This is a genomic window from Klebsiella sp. GG_Kp175 (assembly GCF_040062325.1).
Taxonomy (GTDB): Bacteria; Pseudomonadota; Gammaproteobacteria; order Enterobacterales; family Enterobacteriaceae; genus Klebsiella; species Klebsiella quasipneumoniae.
Map to the genome: position 1 here is coordinate 15,194 of NZ_JBEAFX010000008.1, position 18,985 is coordinate 34,178.

Consider the following 18,985-nt stretch of genomic DNA (forward strand, 5'->3'; position numbering starts at 1 on the left):
CATAAGAAAAAGATATGGAAAATTATCAGATCGACAATCTGGACCGCGGCATTCTCGATGCGCTCATGGCCAACGCCCGTACCGCCTATGCCGAACTGGCCAAACAATTCAGCGTCAGCCCGGGTACTATTCATGTGCGCGTCGAAAAGATGAAACAGGCGGGCATCATTACTGGCGCGCGCATTGACGTCAGCCCCAAACAGCTGGGCTATGACGTCGGCTGCTTCATCGGCATTATTCTCAAGAGCGCCAAAGACTATCCCTCCGCCCTCGCCCGCCTGGAAAGCCTGGAGGAGGTGACCGAGGCTTACTACACCACCGGCCACTACAGCATCTTTATTAAGGTGATGTGTAAATCCATCGATGCCCTGCAGCAGGTACTTATCAACAAGATCCAAACAATTGATGAAATTCAGTCCACTGAAACCCTGATCGTGCTGCAGAACCCGATCATGCGCACCATTAAGCCCTGATCGTTTTTTTTAATCCCACATTTTTCCACAGGTAGATCCCAGCTCGCTCACAGCGTACAATACGCCACTCTGAACAGTTGAGCGGGCGATCGGCGATCTATGGCAGACATTACACTTATCAGCGGCAGCACCCTGGGCAGTGCGGAATACGTAGCGGAGCATCTGGCAGAAAAGCTGGAAGAAGCAGGCTACAGCACTGAAATCCAGCACGGCCCGCTGGTGGACGATCTGCAGGCGCAAGGGATCTGGTTAGTTATCTCTTCCACCCATGGCGCCGGCGACATTCCCGACAACCTGGTTCCCTTCTATGACGCACTGCTGGCGCAGCAGGCCGATCTTTCCGCCGTGCGCTTTGGCGCCATCGGGATCGGCAGCCGTGAATACGACACTTTTTGCGGCGCGATCGATAAATTAGAAGCGGCGCTGAAGGCCTGCGGGGCAAAACAGATCGGCGAGACCCTGAAGATCAACGTGCTGGAACATGAAATTCCGGAGGATCCGGCGGAAATCTGGCTGGGATCCTGGAAAAATTTGCTCTGAGAATTGTAAAGATCGTCCGTTCTTCTGTGGATAACCATGCTTAAAAGCTTGGATCAACCGGTAGTTATCCAAAGAATAACCGGAGTGTGGTTTTTGAGCTGTGCATAACCCTTCATTCTGATCCCAGCTTATACGGACCAGGATCACCGATCATTCACAGATAGTGATCCTTCTTAAGCTTTTGATCTTACTTCGTGGATCCGACTTATCCACAAAGAGAGTCGATCCTAATAAGAGATCACAATAGAACAGATCTCTATATAAAGATCTTCTTTTTAATACTCAGGATCCCGGAGTCTTTCTCAAAAGACCAAAGCCGAGTAGAATCCACGGCCCGGGCTTCAATCCATTTTCAAACCGCGTTATGCGAGGCAGACCACCATGTTTTATCAGGATCCTTTTGACGTCATTATCATTGGCGGGGGTCACGCAGGCACTGAGGCCGCAATGGCCGCAGCGCGTATGGGTCAACAGACCCTGCTTTTGACACACAATATCGACACGCTGGGGCAGATGAGCTGCAACCCGGCGATTGGCGGCATTGGGAAAGGACACCTGGTAAAAGAAGTGGACGCGCTCGGCGGTCTGATGGCCAAAGCGATCGATCAGGCAGGCATTCAGTTTAGGATACTAAACGCCAGCAAAGGCCCCGCGGTGCGCGCCACTCGCGCCCAGGCTGACCGCGTACTGTACCGTCAGGCGGTACGCACTGCGCTGGAGAACCAGCCGAACCTGATGATCTTCCAGCAGGCAGTGGAAGATCTGATTGTCGAAAACGATCGTGTCGTAGGCGCGGTTACCCAGATGGGCCTCAAATTCCGTGCTAAAGCGGTGGTACTGACCGTCGGGACCTTCCTTGACGGCAAAATCCATATTGGTCTGGATAACTACAGCGGCGGACGCGCCGGCGACCCGCCGTCGATCCCGCTGTCTCGTCGCCTGCGTGAACTGCCGCTGCGCGTAAGCCGGCTGAAAACCGGGACCCCGCCGCGCATTGACGCGCGCACCATCGATTTCAGCGTGCTGGCGCAACAGCATGGCGATAACCCAATGCCGGTCTTCTCGTTTATGGGATCTGCCGATCAGCATCCGCGCCAGGTGCCGTGCTATATCACCCACACTAACGAGAAAACCCATGACGTGATCCGCAATAACCTCGATCGCAGCCCCATGTACGCCGGGGTGATCGAAGGGATCGGTCCACGCTACTGCCCGTCGATCGAAGACAAAGTCATGCGCTTTGCCGATCGCAACCAACATCAGATCTTCCTCGAACCGGAAGGCCTGACCTCAAACGAAATTTATCCGAACGGCATCTCCACCAGCCTGCCGTTCGATGTGCAAATGCAAATCGTCCGCTCAATGCAGGGGATGGAGAATGCGCGGATCGTCCGTCCTGGCTACGCTATTGAGTACGATTTCTTCGACCCGCGCGATCTGAAGCCGACGCTCGAGAGCAAATTCATTCAGGGTCTGTTCTTCGCCGGTCAGGTCAACGGCACCACCGGTTATGAAGAAGCTGCGGCTCAGGGTCTGCTGGCCGGTCTTAACGCTGCTCGTTTCTCGGCGGAAAAAGAGGGCTGGGCACCGCGTCGCGATCAGGCCTACCTCGGCGTGCTGGTGGATGACCTGTGTACTCTGGGTACCAAAGAACCGTACCGCATGTTTACCTCTCGTGCAGAATATCGTCTGATGCTGCGCGAAGACAACGCCGACCTGCGTCTGACTGAGCAGGGGCGTGAGCTGGGTCTGGTGGATGATGAACGCTGGGCGCGTTACAACGAGAAGCTGGAAAGCATTGAGCGTGAACGCCAGCGCCTGAAATCGACCTGGGTGAACCCTCAGGCTGAGAGCGCTAACGAAGTGAACGCTCACCTGACCGCGCCGCTGTCGCGCGAAGCCAGCGGTGAAGATCTGCTGCGTCGTCCGGAAATGACCTACGAGCAGCTGGTTCAGCTCTCGCCGTTCGCGCCGGGGCTGGAAGATCGGCAGGCGGCTGAGCAGGTTGAGATCCAGGTGAAGTATGAAGGCTATATCGCGCGCCAGCAGGATGAGATCGAGAAACAGCAGCGCAACGAGAATACCTTGTTACCGGCGACACTCGACTACCGTCAGGTCACCGGACTGTCTAATGAAGTGATCGCTAAACTAAACGACCATAAACCGTCGTCGATAGGGCAGGCGTCACGTATTTCCGGGATCACCCCGGCGGCGATCTCTATTTTGCTGGTTTGGTTGAAAAAGCAGGGGATGCTGCGTCGCAGCGCCTGATTGCGGCAGCCTGCCGCGCTGATTTCCCAGTTGCATAATCAGCGTTCGCCTTTATCATTCCTGGCCCGGTAAGCGTTAGCGCCTCCGGGCTCATTATTTTTTGAAGGTACTTACCGTGCTCAACAAACTTTCTCGTCTGCTGGATGAAGCGGGTATTTTGCTCACCGATCACCAGAAAAATCAGCTGGTGGCTTACGTCGGGCTGCTCGATAAGTGGAACAAAGCCTATAACCTGACCTCCGTTCGCGATCCAAATGAGATGCTGGTGCGTCATATCCTGGACAGCATCGTCGTCGCGCCTTATCTGCAGGGCTCGCGCTTTATCGATGTCGGTACGGGACCGGGGCTGCCTGGGATCCCGTTGGCTATCGTGCGCCCGGAGTCGCATTTCACCCTGCTGGACAGCCTTGGCAAACGCGTGCGCTTCCTGCGTCAGGTGCAGCATGAGCTGAAGCTGGATAACGTTACCCCGGTGCAGAGCCGCGTGGAAGCTTTCCCGGCTGAGCCGCCGTTTGATGGCGTGATAAGCCGCGCCTTCGCATCGCTTAATGATATGGTGAGCTGGTGCCATCATTTGCCGGCCGCGAACGGTCACTTCTATGCGCTCAAAGGGTTAGCGCAAAAAGATGAAATGGAAAACCTGCCGGAAGGGTATGCCATATCCGAGGTCATTGAGCTACATGTTCCTCAGCTGGAAGGGGAGCGGCACCTGGTGGTGATTACGCCAAAATCGAGTTAATTTTTATCAAAAAATGTGGAAAAAATGTGGCCCGTGAATGTTACAAAAATAAAGGACACCTCCCGTTCTTATCGGGCTGCATTTAACCATGTTTTTACTATGGTTTTTCTTGCGGTTAACTTAGCGTAACTGATTCACTGACAAAATAGTCAACTTTGAAAATATCAGGGTGCTAAAAATCGACAACGATAAACAGCATAGCGATGTTAAATTTTTATTATAAATGTCAATAAAAGGTTTTTATTGTATGTGGGGTTGTTTTAGATAATGTCCTCACTTTTTATCTTGAATATCAAAAGCATGAAAAATAGTGTTTTATGTCCTTGATTCATTAAAGGGCGCTTGAAATGTTTATTATGTGATCTAATGCACGCTTTAATTGCCGTGTTTCCACGTTATTTGCAGTTTTGTATGACCGCTCACAGAACGCTGAAATGCGCGGAAAGTTGTCCGTTGGAAAATAATTAAACATTTATTCACTATTTTGCTACTTATTGTTTGAAATCACGGGGCGTCACCGTATAATTTGTCCGCTTTTTGATGCTTGACTCTTCGTCTTAAAGGACGTTTTATACGACACGCGACATACCTCAAAGGGAGCAGGAGTAAAAACGTGATGTCAGTGTCGCTCTTGAGTCGAAACGTTGCTCGCAAGCTTCTGTTTATTCAGTTACTGGCAGTAATGGCAAGTGGACTGCTGTTCAGCCTCAAAGACCCCTTCTGGGGCATTTCCGCGGTATGCGGCGGTTTGGCAGTGGTTTTGCCAAATCTGATGTTTATGATTTTTGCCTGGCGTCATCAGGCGCATACACCAGCAAAAGGCCGTGTGGCCTGGACCTTCGCCTTCGGTGAAGCCTTTAAGGTGTTGCTGACCTTCGCCCTCCTGGCGGTGGCGCTGGCCGTTTTAAAAGTGGTATTTTTGCCACTGATCGTGACGTGGGTTTTGGTGCTGGTGGTACAAGTTCTGGCGCCAGCTGTAATCAACAACAAAGGGTAAAAGGCATCATGGCTTCAGAAAATATGACGCCGCAGGAATACATAGGTCACCATCTGAACAACCTTCAGATTGACCTGCGTACTTTCTCGCTGGTGGATCCGCACAACCCCCCGGCCACCTTCTGGACGCTCAACATTGACTCCATGTTCTTCTCGGTGGTTCTCGGTCTGCTGTTCCTGGCCATGTTCCGTAGCGTTGCTAAGAAAGCGACCAGCGGCGTACCAGGGAAATTCCAGACCTTCATCGAAATGATCATCGGCTTCGTCCATGGTAGCGTCAAAGACATGTACCATGGCAAGAGCAAGGTTATCGCGCCGCTGGCGCTGACCGTGTTCGTCTGGGTCTTCCTGATGAACCTGATGGACCTGCTGCCAATCGACCTGCTTCCTTATATCGGCGAACACATTTTCGGCCTGCCTGCACTGCGCGTGGTTCCGTCTGCTGACGTGAACATCACCCTGTCGATGGCGCTTGGCGTGTTCATCCTGATTCTTTTCTACAGCATCAAAATGAAAGGCGTGGGTGGGTTCGTTAAAGAACTGACCATGCAGCCGTTCAATCACTGGGCGTTCATTCCTGTCAACTTAATCCTTGAAGGGGTAAGCCTGCTGTCCAAACCGGTCTCTCTCGGTCTGCGACTGTTCGGCAACATGTATGCCGGTGAGCTGATTTTCATTCTGATTGCTGGTCTGTTGCCGTGGTGGTCACAGTGGGTTCTGAATGTGCCTTGGGCCATTTTCCACATCCTGATTATTACGCTGCAAGCCTTCATCTTCATGGTTCTGACGATTGTCTATCTGTCGATGGCGTCTGAAGAGCATTGATTTTTACCAACACTACTACGTTTTAACTGAAACAAACTGGAGACTGTCATGGAAAACCTGAATATGGATCTGCTGTACATGGCTGCCGCTGTGATGATGGGTCTGGCGGCAATCGGTGCTGCGATCGGTATCGGCATCCTCGGAGGTAAATTCCTGGAAGGCGCAGCGCGTCAGCCGGATCTGATCCCTCTGCTGCGTACTCAGTTCTTTATCGTTATGGGTCTGGTGGATGCTATCCCGATGATCGCTGTAGGTCTGGGTCTGTACGTGATGTTCGCCGTCGCGTAGTAAGTTGTTAGAAACCTAAGCCACAGAGTTAATTAAAGAGGTATTGTGCTGTGAACATGAACGCAACAATCCTCGGCCAGGCCATCGCGTTTGTTATCTTCGTATGGTTCTGCATGAAGTACGTATGGCCGCCTTTAATGGCTGCCATCGAAAAACGCCAGAAAGAGATTTCTGACGGTTTAGCTTCTGCAGAACGCGCTAAGAAAGATTTGGACCTTGCACAGGCCAACGCGACCGACCAGCTGAAAAAAGCGAAAGCGGAAGCCCAGGTAATCATTGAGCAGGCGAACAAGCGCCGCTCTCAGATTCTGGACGAAGCTAAAGCTGAAGCAGAACAGGAACGCACCAAAATCGTTGCACAAGCGCAGGCTGAAATTGATGCTGAGCGTAAACGTGCACGCGAGGAGCTGCGTAAGCAGGTCGCTATCCTGGCTGTTGCTGGCGCCGAGAAGATCATCGAACGTTCCGTGGATGAAGCTGCTAACAGCGACATCGTGGATAAACTTGTCGCTGAACTGTAAGGAGGGAGGGGCTGATGTCTGAATTTGTAACGGTAGCTCGCCCCTACGCCAAAGCAGCTTTTGACTTTGCCGTCGAACACAACAGTGTTGAACGCTGGCAGGATATGCTGGCGTTTGCCGCCGAAGTGACCAAAAACGATCAAATGGCAGAGCTTCTCTCCGGTGCTTTGGCGCCGGAAACGCTCTCAGAAGCGTTTATCGCTATCTGCGGCGAGCAACTTGACGAAAACGGCCAGAACCTGATTAAGGTTATGGCGGAAAATAATCGTCTGAAGGTGCTCCCGGACGTTCTTGAGCAATTCATTCACCTGCGCGCGGCCAGTGAGGCCATCGCAGAGGTAGAAGTCATATCTGCCAACCAACTGAGTGATGAACAGCTTGCCAGGATCGTCAGCGCGATGGAAAAACGTCTGTCACGCAAAGTTAAGCTGAATTGCAAAATCGATAAGTCTGTTATGGCAGGTATTATCATCCGTGCGGGTGATATGGTCATTGATGGCAGCGTACGCGGCCGTCTTGATCGCCTTGCAGACGTCTTGCAGTCTTAAGGGGACTGGAGCATGCAACTGAATTCCACCGAAATCAGCGAACTGATCAAGCAGCGCATTGCTCAGTTCAATGTTGTGAGCGAAGCTCATAACGAAGGTACTATTGTTTCTGTAAGTGACGGTGTTATCCGCATCCACGGCCTTGCCGAATGTATGCAGGGTGAGATGATCTCCCTGCCGGGTAACCGTTACGCTATCGCACTGAACCTGGAGCGCGACTCCGTCGGTGCGGTGGTTATGGGTCCGTACGCTGACCTCGCCGAAGGCATGAAGGTGAAATGTACTGGCCGTATCCTGGAAGTTCCGGTTGGTCGTGGCCTGCTGGGCCGCGTGGTTAACACCCTGGGCGCGCCAATTGATGGCAAAGGTCCGCTGGAAAACGACGGTTTCTCCGCCGTTGAAGCGATCGCGCCGGGCGTAATCGAACGTCAGTCCGTCGATCAGCCGGTACAGACCGGTTATAAATCCGTTGACGCCATGATCCCAATCGGTCGTGGTCAGCGTGAACTGATCATCGGCGACCGTCAGACCGGTAAAACTGCGCTGGCTATCGATGCCATCATCAACCAGCGTGATTCCGGCATCAAGTGCGTCTATGTTGCTATCGGCCAGAAAGCGTCCACCATCTCTAACGTGGTGCGTAAACTGGAAGAGCACGGCGCGCTGGCTAACACCATCGTGGTGGTAGCGACTGCATCCGAATCTGCTGCACTGCAATACCTGGCGCCATACGCCGGTTGCGCAATGGGCGAATACTTCCGCGACCGCGGTGAAGATGCGCTGATCGTTTACGATGACCTGTCTAAACAGGCTGTTGCTTATCGTCAGATCTCCCTGCTGCTCCGTCGTCCGCCAGGACGTGAAGCGTTCCCGGGCGACGTATTCTACCTCCACTCTCGTCTGCTGGAGCGTGCTGCGCGTGTTAACGCCGAATACGTTGAAGCCTTCACCAAAGGTGAAGTGAAAGGGAAAACCGGTTCTCTGACCGCGCTGCCGATTATCGAAACCCAGGCGGGTGACGTTTCCGCGTTCGTTCCGACCAACGTAATCTCCATTACCGATGGTCAGATCTTCCTGGAAACCAACCTGTTCAACGCCGGTATTCGTCCTGCGGTTAACCCGGGTATCTCGGTATCCCGTGTGGGTGGTGCAGCGCAGACCAAGATCATGAAGAAACTGTCCGGTGGTATCCGTACCGCGCTGGCGCAGTATCGTGAACTGGCGGCGTTCTCCCAGTTTGCATCCGACCTCGACGATGCAACCCGCAAACAGCTGGACCACGGTCAGAAAGTGACCGAACTGCTGAAACAGAAACAGTATGCGCCGATGTCCGTCGCGCAGCAGTCTCTGGTTCTGTTCGCAGCAGAACGTGGTTATCTGGCTGATGTAGAACTGGCGAAAATCGGTAGCTTCGAAGCCGCACTGCTGGCTTACGTCGACCGTGATCACGCTCCGCTGATGCAAGAGATTAACCAGTCCGGTGGCTATAACGACGAAATCGAAGGCAAGCTGAAAGGCATCCTCGATTCCTTCAAAGCAACCCAGTCCTGGTAACGTCTGGCGGTCTGTCTTAGGGCAGGCCGCAAGGCATTGAGGAGAAGCTCATGGCCGGCGCAAAAGAGATACGTAGTAAGATCGCAAGCGTCCAGAACACGCAAAAGATCACTAAAGCGATGGAGATGGTCGCCGCTTCCAAAATGCGTAAATCGCAGGAGCGCATGGCGGCCAGCCGTCCTTACGCAGATACTATGCGCAAAGTGATTGGTCACCTTGCGAACGGTAATCTGGAATATAAGCACCCTTACCTGGAAGAACGCGACGTTAAGCGCGTGGGCTACCTGGTGGTGTCGACCGACCGTGGTTTGTGCGGCGGCTTGAACATTAACCTGTTCAAGAAACTGCTGGCGGAAATGAAAGCATGGTCCGATAAAGGCGTTCAGTGCGACCTCGCAATGATCGGCTCTAAGGGCGTCTCTTTCTTTAACTCCGTTGGCGGCAACGTTGTTGCACAGGTGACCGGTATGGGGGATAACCCATCCCTGTCCGAACTGATCGGCCCGGTAAAAGTGATGTTGCAGGCCTATGATGAAGGCCGTCTGGACAAGCTGTACGTTGTCAGCAACAAATTTATTAACACCATGTCTCAGGTTCCGACGATCACTCAGCTGCTGCCGTTACCGGCATCAGAAGACGCTGATCTGAAACGTAAATCCTGGGATTACCTGTATGAGCCCGATCCGAAAGCGCTGCTGGATACCCTCCTGCGCCGCTACGTCGAGTCTCAGGTTTATCAGGGCGTGGTTGAAAACCTGGCCAGCGAGCAGGCCGCCCGTATGGTGGCGATGAAAGCCGCGACCGATAATGGCGGCAGCCTGATTAAAGAGCTGCAGTTGGTATACAACAAAGCTCGTCAGGCCAGCATTACTCAGGAACTCACCGAGATCGTCTCGGGGGCCGCCGCGGTTTAACCAGGTTATTTCGTAGAGGATTTAAGATGGCTACTGGAAAGATTGTCCAGGTAATCGGCGCCGTGGTCGACGTCGAGTTCCCTCAGGATGCCGTACCACGCGTGTACGAAGCCCTTGAGGTACAGAATGGTAATGAAGTTCTGGTGCTGGAAGTTCAGCAGCAGCTGGGCGGCGGTATCGTGCGTACCATCGCCATGGGTTCTTCCGATGGTCTGCGCCGCGGTCTGGATGTAAAAGACCTCGAGCACCCGATCGAAGTCCCGGTTGGTAAAGCTACGCTAGGTCGTATCATGAACGTACTGGGTCAACCGGTCGACATGAAAGGCGACATCGGCGAAGAAGAGCGTTGGGCTATCCACCGCGCAGCACCGTCCTATGAAGAGCTGTCCAGCTCTCAGGAACTGCTGGAAACCGGCATCAAAGTTATCGACCTGATGTGTCCGTTCGCGAAGGGCGGTAAAGTCGGTCTGTTCGGTGGTGCGGGTGTCGGTAAAACCGTAAACATGATGGAGCTGATCCGTAACATCGCGATCGAGCACTCCGGTTACTCCGTGTTTGCGGGCGTAGGTGAGCGTACTCGTGAGGGTAACGACTTCTACCACGAAATGACCGACTCCAACGTTATCGATAAAGTATCCCTGGTGTACGGCCAGATGAACGAGCCGCCGGGAAACCGTCTGCGCGTTGCGCTGACCGGCCTGACCATGGCTGAGAAATTCCGTGACGAAGGTCGTGACGTACTGCTGTTCGTCGATAACATCTATCGTTACACCCTGGCCGGTACGGAAGTATCCGCACTGCTGGGTCGTATGCCTTCAGCGGTAGGTTATCAGCCGACGCTGGCGGAAGAGATGGGCGTTCTGCAGGAACGTATCACCTCCACCAAAACCGGTTCTATCACCTCCGTACAGGCTGTATACGTACCGGCGGATGACTTAACTGACCCATCCCCAGCCACTACCTTTGCTCACTTAGATGCAACCGTAGTACTGAGCCGTCAGATCGCTTCCCTGGGTATCTACCCGGCTGTTGACCCGCTGGACTCCACCAGCCGTCAGCTGGATCCGCTGGTTGTTGGTCAGGAACACTACGACACCGCGCGTGGCGTGCAGTCCATCCTGCAGCGTTATCAGGAACTGAAAGACATCATCGCCATCCTCGGTATGGACGAACTGTCTGAAGAAGACAAACTGGTGGTAGCTCGCGCACGTAAGATCCAGCGCTTCCTGTCCCAGCCGTTCTTCGTGGCTGAAGTCTTTACCGGTTCTCCGGGCAAATACGTGGCGCTGAAAGACACCATCCGTGGCTTTAAAGGCATCATGGAAGGCGAATACGATCACCTGCCAGAGCAGGCGTTCTACATGGTCGGTTCCATCGACGAAGCCGTGGAAAAAGCCAAAAAACTTTAACGCCTTAATCGGAGGGTGATATGGCAATGACTTACCACCTGGACGTCGTCAGCGCAGAGCAACAAATGTTCTCTGGTCTGGTCGAAAAAATCCAGGTAACGGGTAGCGAAGGTGAACTGGGTATTTACCCGGGACACGCACCGCTGCTCACCGCCATTAAGCCTGGTATGATTCGCATCGTTAAACAGCACGGTCATGAAGAGTTTATCTATCTGTCCGGCGGCATTCTTGAAGTGCAGCCTGGCAGCGTGACCGTCCTGGCGGATACCGCAATTCGTGGTCAGGACCTCGACGAAGCGCGAGCGCTGGAAGCGAAACGCAAAGCGGAAGAGCACATTAAGAGCTCTCACGGCGATGTGGATTACGCTCAGGCGTCTGCGGAACTGGCCAAAGCGATCGCTAAACTGCGCGTTATCGAGTTGACCAAAAAAGCGATGTAACACCGGCTTGAACGTAAAAAGCCAGTCTGGTTTCCAGGCTGGCTTTTTTTATGCCCAGCTGCTGACGAGCGGATGAAGTGAAAACAGAATTCACCCTTAATTGTTATTGATTAGTTAAATGATGAAGCGTAGACTCTATTTTATGTGATGCATATCACATAAAATAGCGTTATCAAACTGCACCTGCGTCAGGAAATCATCATGAAACTGTTCCATAAAATCATCGCTAAATTTAGCGTCCTGAGCTTCTAAGCTCCGCGCTATCCCCCCCGCTGACACGACGTATCGCCCATCAAAACGACAACACTGGCGATGTGAAACCGGGCAAAGAAGGTCACCTGACGGTGGCCTTTCGTTTTTTATCGCTACATCAATCACTTTGCCGCCCTCCCCCGCCAGCGACTGGCGACGATTATCCTGGTTCTTCCCGCTGTGGGTACTGAAAATCGCTTTCCGCAGCGGCTTTATTCAGGTGGCGAAAAAACAGCAAAAGCAGTGAGATAGTCAATGATTATCCTCCCCGCCCTCCTTTTTCAGCGTTAAACTGATTTGCAGTGGTTAAAAATAGCGTCATAAAATGGTGTATAGCAGTGAGCCTGGACGTTTTCTCCACGTCTCGTTTTATGATGAAAAATATGTAGAAATTTCAACGTGAAAGGCTTTTACTTTTCGTTCTAACTACCGTCAGGATGAGTATGTCAAATAGTGCGATGAGCGTGGTTATCCTTGCCGCAGGCAAAGGGACCCGCATGTATTCCGATCTTCCTAAGGTGCTGCATACCCTGGCCGGGAAGCCAATGGTGCAGCATGTCATTGATGCCGCTAACGATTTAGGCGCATGTGCGGTACACCTGGTGTATGGCCACGGTGGCGATCTGCTGCGTCAGACGCTGCATGAAGACAACCTGAACTGGGTGCTGCAGGCCGAGCAGCTTGGAACCGGGCACGCCATGCAGCAGGCGGCGCCGTTCTTCAATGATGATGAAGACATCCTGATGCTCTACGGCGATGTGCCGCTGATCTCCGTCGAGACGCTACAGCGCCTGCGCGCCGCGAAGCCGCAGGGCGGGATTGGTCTGCTGACCGTGAAGCTGGATGATCCAACCGGCTACGGCCGCATTACCCGTGAAAATGGCCAGGTGACGGGCATCGTTGAGCACAAAGATGCCAGCGAGGCGCAGCGCCAGATTCAGGAAATTAACACTGGGATCCTGATCGCCGGCGGAGCGGACCTCAAGCGCTGGCTGGCGAATCTCACCAATAACAACGCCCAGGGCGAATACTACATCACCGATATCATCGCCATGGCGCATCAGGAAGGTCGCGAGATCGTTGCCGTGCATCCCCAGCGCCTGAGCGAAGTCGAAGGCGTCAACAACCGCCTGCAGCTTGCGCGCCTGGAGCGCGTCTACCAGGCTGAGCAAGCGGAAAAGCTGCTGCTGGCGGGAGTGATGTTGCGCGATCCGGCGCGTTTCGATCTGCGCGGTACGCTGCAGCACGGGCGCGATGTGGAGATCGATACTAACGTTATTCTGGAAGGCCGCATCGTGCTGGGCGATCGAGTGAAAATCGGCGCCGGCTGCGTGATTAAAAACAGCATTATCGGCGATGATTGTGAAATCAGCCCCTACAGCGTGGTGGAAGATGCCCAGCTGCAGGCGGCCTGCACCATCGGTCCATTTGCCCGTCTGCGCCCGGGCGCCGAACTGCTGGAAGGCGCCCACGTTGGCAACTTCGTGGAAATGAAAAAGGCGCGTCTCGGCAAAGGCTCCAAGGCGGGTCATCTGACCTATCTGGGCGATGCGGAGATCGGTGATAACGTCAATATCGGCGCGGGCACCATCACCTGCAACTACGATGGCGCGAACAAACACAAAACGATTATTGGCGACGATGTCTTTGTCGGCTCGGATACCCAGCTGGTGGCCCCGGTTACGGTAGGCAACGGCGTCACTATCGCCGCCGGCACCACCGTCACACGCAATATCGCCGATAACGAACTGGTGTTGAGCCGCGTGCCGCAGGTCCATAAGCAGGGCTGGCAGCGTCCGGTGAAGAAAAAATGAACAGAATTGTCGCCGGGGGTGTACAACGCCAGGCGAACCAGGATGAGAGGGTCAACATAGATCCCCGTCCGCAGGCAGTACCATAACAATAACCCCACTCTCTACAAGGCTCGGGGCGCCCGGAAAACGGGCAAATACAGGTCAGCGACAACGCATGGCATATCGCCATTATCAGGAAATTTAACTATGTGTGGAATTGTTGGCGCAGTCGCGCAGCGTGATATTGCTGAAATCCTTCTCGAAGGTTTACGTCGTCTGGAATACCGTGGCTATGACTCTGCCGGTCTGGCGGTAGTCGACAGCGAAGGTCATATGACCCGCGTGCGTCGCCTGGGTAAGGTACAGATGCTGGCTCAGGCGGTCGAAGAGCAACCGTTACACGGTGGTACCGGGATCGCCCATACTCGCTGGGCGACGCACGGCGAACCGTCTGAGAGCAATGCGCATCCGCATGTTTCTGAACACATTGTGGTGGTCCATAACGGGATCATCGAAAACCACGAGCCGCTGCGCGCATTGCTGCAGTCTCGCGGCTATGTCTTCGTCACTGAGACCGATACCGAAGTTATCGCCCATCTGGTGCACTGGGAGCTGGAACAAGGTGGAACCTTGCGTGAAGCCGTGCTGCGCGCCATCCCGCAGCTGCGCGGCGCCTACGGCACCGTGATCATGGATACCCGCGACCCGGGTACCCTGCTGGCGGCCCGCTCCGGTAGCCCGCTGGTTATCGGTCTGGGCATGGGGGAAAACTTTATCGCCTCCGACCAGCTGGCGCTGCTGCCGGTTACCCGCCGCTTCATCTTCCTTGAAGAAGGCGACATTGCGGAAGTGACTCGTCGCTCGGTAGTGATTTTCGATAAATCCGCTGCGCAAGTGAAGCGTCAGGAGATCGAATCCAATCTGCAGTATGACGCCGGCGATAAAGGTATCTATCGCCACTATATGCAGAAAGAGATTTTCGAACAGCCAAATGCGATTAAGAACACCCTGACCGGGCGTATCAGCCACGGCGAAATCGATCTCAGCGAGCTGGGGCCGAACGCCAATGAAATGCTGGCTCAGGTTGAACATATTCAGATTGTTGCCTGCGGGACCTCCTATAACTCCGGGATGGTTTCCCGCTACTGGTTCGAGGCGTTAGCCGGCGTGCCGTGCGATGTGGAAATCGCCTCCGAATTCCGCTATCGGAAGTCTGCGGTGCGTCGTAACAGCCTGATGATCACCCTTTCCCAGTCTGGTGAAACCGCCGATACCCTGGCGGCGCTGCGTTTGTCGAAAGAGCTGGGCTATCTCGGCTCGCTGGCCATCTGCAACGTGCCGGGCTCGTCGCTGGTGCGTGAATCCGATCTGGCGCTGATGACCAAAGCCGGAACGGAAATTGGCGTGGCCTCGACCAAGGCCTTTACCACTCAGCTGACGGTGCTGCTGATGCTGGTGGCGAAACTGGCGCGATTGAAAGGCCAGGATGCGTCCATTGAGCATGATATCGTCCACGGCCTGCAGGCGCTGCCGAACCGTATCGAGCAGATGCTCTCCCAGGACAAGCGTATTGAGCAGCTGGCAGAGCGTTTCTCTGATAAGCATCATGCGCTGTTCCTTGGCCGCGGCGATCAGTACCCGATCGCTATGGAAGGGGCGCTGAAGCTGAAAGAGATCTCCTATATTCACGCGGAAGCCTACGCGGCAGGCGAGCTTAAGCACGGCCCGCTGGCGCTGATTGATGCGGAAATGCCGGTGATCGTAGTGGCGCCGAACAATGAGCTGCTGGAAAAACTGAAATCCAACATCGAGGAGGTTCGCGCCCGCGGCGGTGAGCTGTACGTTTTCGCCGACGGTGACGCCGGCTTCAACGGCAGCGACAACATGCACATCATTGAGATGCCGCATGTCGAAGAGAGCATCGCGCCTATCTTCTACACCGTACCGCTGCAGCTGCTGGCTTATCACGTTGCGCTGATCAAAGGCACTGACGTTGATCAGCCGCGTAACCTGGCGAAATCGGTCACGGTTGAGTAACGTATTATCTCTTTTGCAAAGGGCTGCCGGCGGCGGCCCTTTTTTATTTTTACCTGCTGTTTTTCGCCGATCTTGTGCGCAATATCTGGGCAGGCGATAGATGACAAACGATCGTTTTGCTCTGCGATTTCGCTGTCATAAAAAGAAAATTATTCTGTCATTGTGTGGTCATGCTAGTAGATAACCATTTGAGTTATAAGCGTATTATTTGACGTAAAATCCCCCCTCCTGGTGTGTCATAAAACTGTCATAATTCGTACATTTTACTGTCACCTCTTTGACCTATTTTGCTCACCATAGCCTCGAAACAATGATTTACGAATCCCAGCAGGAGACATTATGAACGTTATGCGTACCACCGTCGCAACAGTTGTCGCCGCGACCTTATCGATGAGCGCTTTCTCTGCTTTCGCAGCAGCAAGCCTGACTGGCGCAGGTGCAACTTTTCCTGCGCCGGTGTATGCCAAATGGGCTGACACCTATCAGAAAGAAACTGGCAATAAAGTGAACTACCAGGGTATTGGTTCCTCTGGTGGCGTTAAACAGATTATTGCCAACACCGTGGATTTCGGTGCTTCTGATGCTCCGCTGGCTGATGACAAATTGACCCAGGAAGGCCTGTTCCAGTTCCCGACCGTGATTGGCGGCGTGGTGCTGGCGGTTAACCTGCCTGGCGTGAAATCCGGCGAGCTGGTGCTGGATGGCAAAACCCTCGGCGATATCTACCTGGGTAAAATTAAAAAATGGGATGACGAAGCGATCGCTAAGCTCAACCCGGGTCTGAAGCTGCCGTCGCAGAATATCGCCGTGGTTCGCCGCGCCGATGGTTCCGGTACCTCCTTCGTCTTCACCAGCTACCTGTCCAAAGTGAATGAAGAGTGGAAATCGAAAATCGGCGCAGGCTCTACCGTTAACTGGCCAACCGGTCTGGGCGGTAAAGGCAACGACGGTATCGCCGCTTTTGTTCAGCGTCTGCCGGGCTCGATTGGTTACGTCGAATACGCTTACGCCAAGCAAAACAACCTGGCGTACACCAAACTGGTCTCTGCCGACGGCAAGCCGGTTAGCCCGACTGAAGACAACTTCGCTAACGCCGCAAAAGGCGTTGACTGGAGCAAGTCTTTCGCTCAGGACCTGACTAACCAGAAAGGTGAAAACGCATGGCCGATCACCTCAACCACCTTCATCCTGGTGCATAAGGCGACGAACAAGCCTGAGCAGACCGCAGAAGTGCTGAAGTTTTTTGACTGGGCGTATAAAAACGGCGGGAAAGAAGCCAATGCGCTGGATTACGCGACGCTGCCGGAAAGCGTGGTAGAGCAGGTTCGTGCGGCATGGAAAACCAACGTCAAAGACAGCAGCGGTAAAGCGCTGTACTAACAGTAGATTTTTGACGAAGATGGCGGGGGCGTTCAGGCGCTGCCCGCCCTACGGTTCAGACTGTAGGCCCGGGAGCCAACGCCACCGGGCATTTATTCGAACAAGTTTTAATACGTAAAGAGTAATCTATGGCTGCAACCAAGCCTGCATTTACCCCTCCGGGGAAAAAGGGTGACATAATTTTCAGTGCGCTGGTAAAACTGGCTGCGCTGATTGTGCTATTGATGCTGGGCGGCATCATTGTTTCCCTGATCATCTCTTCCTGGCCGAGCATTCAAAAGTTTGGCTTTGCCTTTTTGTGGACCAAAGAGTGGGATGCGCCCAACGAAATCTTCGGCGCGCTGGTGCCGATCTACGGAACTCTGGTGACCTCCTTTATCGCGCTGCTGATCGCCGTCCCGGTGAGCTTCGGCATCGCGCTGTTTCTGACTGAACTGTCCCCCGCCTGGCTCAAGCGCCCGCTGGGCATTGCGATTGAGCTGCTGGCGGCAATCCCGAGTATCGTGTACGGCATGTGGGGCCTGTTTATTTTCGCCCCGCTGTTTGCGACTTACTTCCAGGAGCCGGTGGGGAACGTCCTGTCGACCATCCCGTTCGTCGGCGCGCTGTTTGCCGGCCCGGCGTTTGGGATTGGCATTCTCGCCGCTGGCGTCATTCTGGCCATCATGATCATCCCTTATATCGCCGCGGTCATGCGCGATGTTTTCGAACAGACGCCGGTGATGATGAAAGAGTCGGCCTATGGCATCGGCTGCACCACCTGGGAAGTGATCTGGCGCATCGTTTTACCGTTCACCAAAAACGGGGTGATCGGCGGCGTGATGCTCGGTCTGGGCCGCGCGCTGGGTGAAACCATGGCGGTCACCTTTATCATCGGCAACACCTACCAGCTCGACAGCATATCGCTGTATATGCCGGGGAACAGCATTACTTCCGCGCTGGCCAACGAATTTGCCGAAGCGGAAACCGGCCTGCACGTGGCGGCGCTAATGGAGCTGGGCCTGATCCTGTTCGTTATCACCTTTATCGTTCTGGCGGCGTCGAAGTTTATGATTATGCGCCTCGCGAAGAATGAGGGGGCACGCTAATGGCGACCATTGAAATGCAAAGCACCGCCGAGCTGGCGGAGTCCCGCCGCAAGATGCAGGCCAAACGCCGCATGAAGAACCGTATCGCTCTGGCGCTGTCGATGGCCACCATGGCGTTTGGTTTGTTCTGGCTTATCTGGATCCTGATGGCGACCATAACCCGCGGCTTCGACGGCATGAGTCTGGCGCTGTTTACCGAAATGACGCCGCCGCCGAATACCGCGGGCGGTGGTCTGGCCAACGCCCTCGCCGGCAGCGGCCTGCTGATCCTGTGGGCAACCGTCTTTGGTACGCCGCTGGGTATCCTCGCCGGAATTTATTTGGCGGAGTATGGCCGCAAGTCGGTGCTGGCTGAAATTATCCGCTTTATCAACGATATTCTGCTTTCCGCACCGTCTATCGTGGTCGGCCTGTTCGTCTACACCATCGTGGTGGCGCAGATGCAGCACTTCTCGGGCTGGGCGGGCGTTATCGCCCTGGCGCTGCTGCAGGTGCCTATCGTTATTCGTACCACCGAAAACATGCTGAAACTGGTGCCGGATAGCCTGCGTGAAGCGGCCTATGCGCTGGGGACGCCGAAGTGGAAGATGATCTCGGCGATCACCCTGAAAGCCTCCGTCTCAGGGATTATGACCGGGATCCTGCTGGCTATCGCCCGTATCGCTGGGGAAACGGCGCCCTTGCTGTTCACCGCGTTGTCTAACCAGTTCTGGAGCACCGACATGATGCAGCCGATTGCCAACCTGCCGGTGACCATTTTCAAATTTGCCATGAGTCCGTTTGCGGAGTGGCAGCAACTGGCATGGGCCGGGGTATTGATTATCACCCTGTGCGTCTTGCTGCTGAACATCCTGGCGCGCGTTATCTTCGCCAAGAAGAAACACGGTTAATTTTTTGCGGCGCAGCCACGGCTGCGC

Annotated in this window: 18 protein-coding genes; all 18 read left to right on the plus strand. The window is 54.3% G+C overall.

Annotated features, from left to right (window positions below):
• The first annotated feature begins 14 nt into the window (after positions 1 to 14).
• The 18 genes from asnC (at position 15) to pstA (ending at position 18,958) form a co-directional block, all read left to right on the plus strand.
• Positions 15 to 473 (plus strand): transcriptional regulator AsnC, encoded by a 459-nt coding sequence (gene asnC / locus ABLU73_RS13965; RefSeq protein ID WP_002882510.1) that lies wholly within the window; start codon positions 15 to 17, stop codon positions 471 to 473.
• Positions 474 to 572: 99 nt separating this feature from the next.
• Positions 573 to 1,013 carry an FMN-binding protein MioC gene (gene mioC, locus ABLU73_RS13970; protein WP_017899651.1) on the plus strand — a complete coding sequence of 147 codons (441 nt, stop codon included), beginning with the start codon at positions 573 to 575 and terminating at the stop codon, positions 1,011 to 1,013.
• Positions 1,014 to 1,394: 381 nt separating this feature from the next.
• Positions 1,395 to 3,284, plus strand: coding sequence for a tRNA uridine-5-carboxymethylaminomethyl(34) synthesis enzyme MnmG (gene mnmG, locus ABLU73_RS13975; RefSeq protein WP_264924733.1), 1,890 nt, complete (start codon positions 1,395 to 1,397; stop codon positions 3,282 to 3,284).
• A 115-nt stretch (positions 3,285 to 3,399) separates the two neighbouring features.
• Positions 3,400 to 4,023: a 16S rRNA (guanine(527)-N(7))-methyltransferase RsmG gene (gene rsmG / locus ABLU73_RS13980; protein ID WP_043522899.1), complete on the plus strand. Its 624-nt coding sequence runs from the start codon at positions 3,400 to 3,402 to the stop codon at positions 4,021 to 4,023.
• A 616-nt stretch (positions 4,024 to 4,639) separates the two neighbouring features.
• Entirely contained in the window at positions 4,640 to 5,020 is a 381-nt protein-coding gene (atpI, locus tag ABLU73_RS13985) for a F0F1 ATP synthase subunit I (RefSeq protein ID WP_004202310.1), read from the plus strand.
• An 8-nt stretch (positions 5,021 to 5,028) separates the two neighbouring features.
• Positions 5,029 to 5,844 (plus strand): F0F1 ATP synthase subunit A, encoded by an 816-nt coding sequence (gene atpB / locus ABLU73_RS13990; RefSeq protein WP_004202309.1) that lies wholly within the window; start codon positions 5,029 to 5,031, stop codon positions 5,842 to 5,844.
• A 48-nt stretch (positions 5,845 to 5,892) separates the two neighbouring features.
• Complete coding sequence (gene atpE / locus ABLU73_RS13995) at positions 5,893 to 6,132, plus strand: F0F1 ATP synthase subunit C (protein WP_000429386.1); 240 nt, start codon at positions 5,893 to 5,895, stop codon at positions 6,130 to 6,132.
• A 50-nt stretch (positions 6,133 to 6,182) separates the two neighbouring features.
• Entirely contained in the window at positions 6,183 to 6,653 is a 471-nt protein-coding gene (atpF, locus tag ABLU73_RS14000) for a F0F1 ATP synthase subunit B (protein ID WP_004107293.1), read from the plus strand.
• A 14-nt stretch (positions 6,654 to 6,667) separates the two neighbouring features.
• Positions 6,668 to 7,201, plus strand: coding sequence for a F0F1 ATP synthase subunit delta (gene atpH / locus ABLU73_RS14005; protein ID WP_004202307.1), 534 nt, complete (start codon positions 6,668 to 6,670; stop codon positions 7,199 to 7,201).
• Positions 7,202 to 7,213: 12 nt separating this feature from the next.
• Positions 7,214 to 8,755, plus strand: coding sequence for a F0F1 ATP synthase subunit alpha (atpA, locus tag ABLU73_RS14010; RefSeq protein WP_004144995.1), 1,542 nt, complete (start codon positions 7,214 to 7,216; stop codon positions 8,753 to 8,755).
• A 50-nt stretch (positions 8,756 to 8,805) separates the two neighbouring features.
• Complete coding sequence (gene atpG / locus ABLU73_RS14015; RefSeq protein ID WP_004144996.1) at positions 8,806 to 9,669, plus strand: F0F1 ATP synthase subunit gamma; 864 nt, start codon at positions 8,806 to 8,808, stop codon at positions 9,667 to 9,669.
• Positions 9,670 to 9,695: 26 nt separating this feature from the next.
• Positions 9,696 to 11,078: a F0F1 ATP synthase subunit beta gene (atpD, locus tag ABLU73_RS14020; protein WP_004144997.1), complete on the plus strand. Its 1,383-nt coding sequence runs from the start codon at positions 9,696 to 9,698 to the stop codon at positions 11,076 to 11,078.
• 20 nt (positions 11,079 to 11,098) lie between these two features.
• Positions 11,099 to 11,518: a F0F1 ATP synthase subunit epsilon gene (locus ABLU73_RS14025; RefSeq protein WP_001251971.1), complete on the plus strand. Its 420-nt coding sequence runs from the start codon at positions 11,099 to 11,101 to the stop codon at positions 11,516 to 11,518.
• A gap of 695 nt (positions 11,519 to 12,213) precedes the next feature.
• Positions 12,214 to 13,584 carry a bifunctional UDP-N-acetylglucosamine diphosphorylase/glucosamine-1-phosphate N-acetyltransferase GlmU gene (gene glmU / locus ABLU73_RS14030; protein ID WP_017899654.1) on the plus strand — a complete coding sequence of 457 codons (1,371 nt, stop codon included), beginning with the start codon at positions 12,214 to 12,216 and terminating at the stop codon, positions 13,582 to 13,584.
• A 186-nt stretch (positions 13,585 to 13,770) separates the two neighbouring features.
• Entirely contained in the window at positions 13,771 to 15,600 is a 1,830-nt protein-coding gene (gene glmS, locus ABLU73_RS14035) for a glutamine--fructose-6-phosphate transaminase (isomerizing) (RefSeq protein ID WP_004202303.1), read from the plus strand.
• Between the two features lie 339 nt (positions 15,601 to 15,939).
• A complete protein-coding gene (gene pstS / locus ABLU73_RS14040; protein WP_004150308.1) occupies positions 15,940 to 16,980 on the plus strand; it encodes a phosphate ABC transporter substrate-binding protein PstS in 1,041 nt (346 codons plus the stop codon).
• A gap of 128 nt (positions 16,981 to 17,108) precedes the next feature.
• Entirely contained in the window at positions 17,109 to 18,068 is a 960-nt protein-coding gene (gene pstC, locus ABLU73_RS14045; RefSeq protein WP_004202302.1) for a phosphate ABC transporter permease PstC, read from the plus strand.
• Entirely contained in the window at positions 18,068 to 18,958 is an 891-nt protein-coding gene (gene pstA, locus ABLU73_RS14050) for a phosphate ABC transporter permease PstA (protein WP_004202301.1), read from the plus strand. The genes pstC and pstA overlap by 1 nt, the downstream gene beginning before the upstream one ends.
• Positions 18,959 to 18,985 lie beyond the last annotated feature (27 nt).

Bases quoted from the DNA above. Each gene is read 5' to 3' on its own strand.
- asnC (WP_002882510.1), top strand. From the start codon at position 15: ATGGAAAATTATCAGATCGACAATCTGGACCGCGGCATTCTCGATGCG.
- mioC (WP_017899651.1), top strand. From the start codon at position 573: ATGGCAGACATTACACTTATCAGCGGCAGCACCCTGGGCAGTGCGGAA.
- mnmG (WP_264924733.1), top strand. From the start codon at position 1,395: ATGTTTTATCAGGATCCTTTTGACGTCATTATCATTGGCGGGGGTCAC.
- atpI (WP_004202310.1), top strand. From the start codon at position 4,640: ATGTCAGTGTCGCTCTTGAGTCGAAACGTTGCTCGCAAGCTTCTGTTT.
- atpB (WP_004202309.1), top strand. From the start codon at position 5,029: ATGGCTTCAGAAAATATGACGCCGCAGGAATACATAGGTCACCATCTG.
- atpE (WP_000429386.1), top strand. From the start codon at position 5,893: ATGGAAAACCTGAATATGGATCTGCTGTACATGGCTGCCGCTGTGATG.
- atpH (WP_004202307.1), top strand. From the start codon at position 6,668: ATGTCTGAATTTGTAACGGTAGCTCGCCCCTACGCCAAAGCAGCTTTT.
- atpA (WP_004144995.1), top strand. From the start codon at position 7,214: ATGCAACTGAATTCCACCGAAATCAGCGAACTGATCAAGCAGCGCATT.
- atpG (WP_004144996.1), top strand. From the start codon at position 8,806: ATGGCCGGCGCAAAAGAGATACGTAGTAAGATCGCAAGCGTCCAGAAC.
- atpD (WP_004144997.1), top strand. From the start codon at position 9,696: ATGGCTACTGGAAAGATTGTCCAGGTAATCGGCGCCGTGGTCGACGTC.
- ABLU73_RS14025 (WP_001251971.1), top strand. From the start codon at position 11,099: ATGGCAATGACTTACCACCTGGACGTCGTCAGCGCAGAGCAACAAATG.
- glmU (WP_017899654.1), top strand. From the start codon at position 12,214: ATGTCAAATAGTGCGATGAGCGTGGTTATCCTTGCCGCAGGCAAAGGG.
- glmS (WP_004202303.1), top strand. From the start codon at position 13,771: ATGTGTGGAATTGTTGGCGCAGTCGCGCAGCGTGATATTGCTGAAATC.
- pstS (WP_004150308.1), top strand. From the start codon at position 15,940: ATGAACGTTATGCGTACCACCGTCGCAACAGTTGTCGCCGCGACCTTA.
- pstC (WP_004202302.1), top strand. From the start codon at position 17,109: ATGGCTGCAACCAAGCCTGCATTTACCCCTCCGGGGAAAAAGGGTGAC.
- pstA (WP_004202301.1), top strand. From the start codon at position 18,068: ATGGCGACCATTGAAATGCAAAGCACCGCCGAGCTGGCGGAGTCCCGC.